We start from the raw sequence: 4,586 nt of genomic DNA on the forward strand, positions 1-4,586 counted from the left end.
GGGGCTGCGAAGCGGCCCCGATTTCTCAAGTAGGCGATTGTTCTTCAGGAGCAGGTGATTCCTCAACACTCACCTTAATCTCCTCCTGCGGCTTTACCTCAGGATTCTCCACCTTGCGCAACCGGCTCAGCTCCGGCAGCCCAATCTTCAGCAAACGCGCCGTCTTGCTGCTGGCGATCTTCTCCAGCCCCTGATCCGCCGGCAGGCGCGCCAGTTGCCCGGCCAGGTTCAAGGCGAGGATCTCCCGCGAATACACCCCGCCACCCAGCTGATAGATTGCCGCGATCAGCTCACGCAGGCTCAGCGGCAAGCGCCAGCGGGTACGCAGCGCCGAGCCGAACGCTGCGCCGAACTCATTGAGCGACAGCTGCACCCGGTCTTCGTCCAGCTCGCCCCCGGCCAGGCGCCACTCCTGCAGGCAACGAAGCACCGCCAGGTCGCCCAGGCAATGCAACAGGCCGGCACAGTAGCAGCGCTCCTGATCCAGTTCGAGCATGCGCGCCAGCGTGCGGGCGTATTCGGCCGTGTGCAGCGACAGGTTCCAGTAATGCGTGGCATGTTGCGTCAGCAGCGGGTCGCTCAGCCGCGCACTGCGCTTGAGGGCAAGGCCGAGAATGAGGTTCATGCTCTGGGTGCTGCCGAGCTTGTTCAGCGCCTGCATCAGCGTCTGCACCGGTGCGTCACGGTGCAGGCTGGCACTGTTGGCGGCGGCGATGAGCACCGCCGTGATCTGCGGGTCGTCGCGCACTTCCTCTTCGAGCACCTTGAGGTTCAGGCCCTGCGGGTTGAGTGCGCGCTTGATCGCCACCTGCACATCGGCGAACAACGGCCCGCCATCGGCAGTGGCGCGGCGTTGTTCGAGGTAAGCCGGCAGGTTGGCGCCAGGCTGCAACGGCGGCACCGGGCAGGTGATCCGCTCGCCCACGGCCAGCAGCAACTCTTCCAGGCTTTTGCGCAGCTTGTCCAGGTTCAGCGGTTTGCTCAGGTAAGCCGTGGGGTGCAGCGGTAGCGCTTCGCGCACACTGGCGCTATCGCTGCGGTTGCTCATGAGAATGAAAGGCAGCTCGGGGCCTTTGGCGCGCACGTTGCGCAGCAGGTCGAGGCCATCGCAGCCTGCCAGCTCACGGGCTGCGATGATCAGGTCAGGTTTGCTGGCCAGCGCAGTCAGCGCTTGCGAACCGTCGGCGCAGACTTGCAAGCGGGCGTCACAACGCACGCTGAGCAGCATTTCGCTCAGCATTTCGCGTACCCAAGGGTCGCCTTCGGCGATCAATACGCAAGGTGGGGTGGGGTCTGCAGCACTCATGGCCAACTCCTGGTTATCCCTGACACACAGTCCTTCGCAGCTTCCAAGGCGAATCCTTTCACCACCATAGCCTCACCCGGCTTTTCTGGGCACAAAAAAAACCCGCCTAGGCGGGTTTTTTCATGAAGCGCATCACATCAGGCGAGTTCAGCGAAGCACTCTTCGATGATGGCCAGGCCTTTATCCAGCAGTGCGTCTTCGGCGGTCAGCGGAACCAGGATACGCAGGACGTTGCCGTAGGTGCCGCAAGACAGCAGGATCAGACCCTTGTCGCGTGCCTTGGCCACAACCTGGGCAACGGCAGCAGCGTTCGGGGTGTGGGTGCCTTTTTCGAAGACTTCCACAGCGATCATCGAGCCCAGACCACGGACGTCGCCGATGATCGGGTGCTTTTCCTGGATCTTGCGCAGGCCAGTGGTCAGGTGCTCACCAACAGCCTTGCTACGGTCCAGCAGCTTCTCTTCCTCGAACACCTGGATAACGGCCAGGGCCGCGGCGCAGGCGATCGGCGAACCGGCGTAGGTGCCGCCCAGGCCGCCCGGAGCGATGGCGTCCATGATTTCGGCCTTGCCGCACACACCGGCCAGCGGGAAGCCGCCAGCGATGGACTTGGCGAAGGTGGTCAGGTCAGGCGCAACGCCCATCTGTTCCATGGCGAAGAAGGTGCCGGTACGACCAGCGCCGGTCTGTACTTCGTCGGCGATCAGCAGGATGCCGTGCTTGTCGCACAGCTCGCGCAGGCGCTTCATCAGCTCTTTCGGCGCTGGCAGGAAGCCGCCTTCGCCCTGGACTGGCTCGAGGATGATCGCGGCGATGTCGCGTGGCTCGGCATCGTTCTTGAAGATGCGCTCGACCGAAGCAATGGCGTCGTCAACGCTGACACCGTGCAGTTCGCTCGGGAACAGGGCGCGGAAGATGCCGCCTGGCATCAGGCCCATGCCAGCGGAGTACGGCACGACCTTGCCGGTCAGGCCCAGGGTCATCATGGTACGGCCGTGGTAGCCACCAGTGAAGGCGATCACGCCAGCGCGGCCAGTGGCGGCACGGGCGATCTTGACGGCGTTTTCAACGGCTTCGGAGCCAGTGGAAACCAGCAGGGTCTTCTTGTCGAAGTCGCCTGGCACCAGCTTGTTGATCTTTTCGCACAGCTCGACGTAAGGCTCGTAGGCCAGAACCTGGAAGCAGGTGTGGCTGACCTTGGTCAGTTGCTCTTGCACAGCTGCAACGACTTTCGGGTGCAGGTGGCCAGTGTTGAGTACTGCGATGCCGCCGGCGAAGTCGATCAGTTCGCGGCCTTCAACGTCGATCACCGTCGAGTTCTTCGCGGATTCCACGAAGATCGGGTGAATCTGGCCGACGCCACGTGGGACGGCGGCTACACGACGTTGCATCAAGGATTCGTTGGTCTTGCTCATAAAGCCCTCATTGCGCCAACTGCGGCGCTTTTATTCGGGGGTGGCCGGGTGTGTTCGCGAACAGTATTCGTTGATCGACTGCCGTAAACGCCCTGCCCACCAGGTACTGCGATGTCAAAAAGGCCAGCGAGACGTCGCTCTCGCGCCCCGCTGGCAGAGGTAAAACCTTTTACCTGGCGATCAGACGCTGATGCACAGGTATTTGATTTCGAGGTAGTCCTCGATACCGTATTTGGAACCTTCGCGGCCCAGGCCCGAAGCCTTGATGCCGCCGAATGGCGCCACTTCGTTGGAGATCAGGCCGGTGTTGATGCCGACCATGCCGTATTCCAGGGCCTCGGCGACACGGAACACACGGCTCATGTCACGGGCGTAGAAGTACGAGGCCAGGCCGAACTCGGTGTCGTTGGACATGGCGATCACTTCGGCTTCGTCTTTGAAGCGGAACAGCGGTGCCAGCGGGCCGAAGGTCTCTTCCTTGGCGACAGCAGCGGTGTTCGGCACGTCGACCAGAATGGTCGGCTCGAAGAAGTTGCCTTCGATCAGCTTGCCACCGGACAGCACCTTGGCGCCTTTGCCTACGGCGTCTTCGATGTGTTCCTGGACCTTGGCGACAGCCTTGCCGTCGATCAGCGGGCCAGTGGTGGTGCCTTCTTCCAGGCCGTTACCGATCTTCAGCTTGGCGACAGCAGCGGCCAGCTTCTGGGCGAACGCGTCGTAGACGCCATCCTGCACGTAGATACGGTTGGCGCAGACGCAGGTCTGGCCGTTGTTGCGGTACTTGGAGATGATCGCGCCCTCGACCGCCTTGTCCAGGTCGGCGTCATCGAACACGATGAACGGAGCGTTGCCGCCCAGCTCCAGGGAAACCTTCTTGATGTCCTTGGCGCATTCTTCCATCAGCTGGCGGCCGATTTCGGTCGAGCCGGTGAAGGACAGCTTGCGTACCAGGGAGTTGCCGGTCAGCTCGCCGCCGACTTCGCCAGCGCTGCCGGTAACGACGCTCAGCACGCCAGCCGGGATGCCGGCACGGTTGGCCAGCTCGACCAGGGCCAGGGCGGAGTAAGGGGTCTGCGAAGCAGGCTTGAGCACCATGGTGCAGCCAGCGGCCAGGGCAGGGCCGGCTTTACGGGTGATCATGGCGGCCGGGAAGTTCCACGGAGTGATGGCCGCGGTAACGCCGATCGGCTGCTTGATGACGATCAGACGCTTGTCTGGCTGGTGGCCCGGGATGGTGTCGCCGTAGACACGCTTGGCTTCTTCGGCGAACCACTCGATGAACGAGGCAGCGTAGGCGATTTCGCCCTTGGCTTCGGCCAGTGGCTTGCCTTGCTCGGTGGTCATCAGGCGAGCCAGGTCGTCCTGGTTCTCGATCATCAGTTCGAACCAGCGACGCAGCTTGGCCGAACGCTCCTTGGCGGTCAGTGCACGCCAGGCCGGCAGGGCCTTGTCGGCGGCTTCGATGGCGCGGCGGGTTTCCGCGGTGCCCATCTTCGGCACGGTACCGATGACTTCACCAGTGGCCGGGTTGGTCACATTGATGGTCTGGCCGCTGTCCGCATCCAGCCACTCACCGTTGATGAAGGCTTGCTGGCGGAACAACTGAGCGTCTTTGAGCTGCATGTCGGCTTCCCGAATTGTTGATTGTGTGAAAAGCGCCCAAGGCAGGGCATCGAGCGTTTGAAATCTCAAACGAATGCTAAGCGGCTGCTGGGGTGTTGGACAATAGGCTGTTCGAAAAAAAGAACGAATGGTTGAACACCCTATCCGGAATGGTCGCTACAGGGTAGACGATCGAGCGGAGGGAAATGTGAAGGGTGGAGGATTCGCCGTGACATCTTTGGCGCCTGGGAGATCGAGCGCCG

3 protein-coding genes are annotated in these 4,586 nt (G+C 62.4%); all 3 read right to left on the reverse strand.

Translation table 11 applies throughout. The annotated features are described in order from the left end of the window. Positions 1-25 precede the first annotated feature (25 nt). Positions 26-1,306 carry a response regulator gene (locus APH33_RS22455; RefSeq protein WP_054887245.1) on the reverse strand — a complete coding sequence of 427 codons (1,281 nt, stop codon included), beginning with the start codon at positions 1,304-1,306 and terminating at the stop codon, positions 26-28. Positions 1,307-1,443: 137 nt separating this feature from the next. Beyond that, a complete protein-coding gene (gabT, locus tag APH33_RS22460; RefSeq protein WP_054887246.1) occupies positions 1,444-2,721 on the reverse strand; it encodes a 4-aminobutyrate--2-oxoglutarate transaminase in 1,278 nt (425 codons plus the stop codon). A 180-nt stretch (positions 2,722-2,901) separates the two neighbouring features. Next, positions 2,902-4,344: an NADP-dependent succinate-semialdehyde dehydrogenase gene (gabD, locus tag APH33_RS22465; RefSeq protein WP_054887247.1), complete on the reverse strand. Its 1,443-nt coding sequence runs from the start codon at positions 4,342-4,344 to the stop codon at positions 2,902-2,904. Between the last annotated feature and the right edge of the window lie 242 nt (positions 4,345-4,586).

Origin of the sequence: Pseudomonas sp. NBRC 111130, assembly GCF_001320485.1 — a bacterium.
Taxonomy (GTDB): Bacteria; Pseudomonadota; Gammaproteobacteria; order Pseudomonadales; family Pseudomonadaceae; genus Aquipseudomonas; species Aquipseudomonas vlassakiae.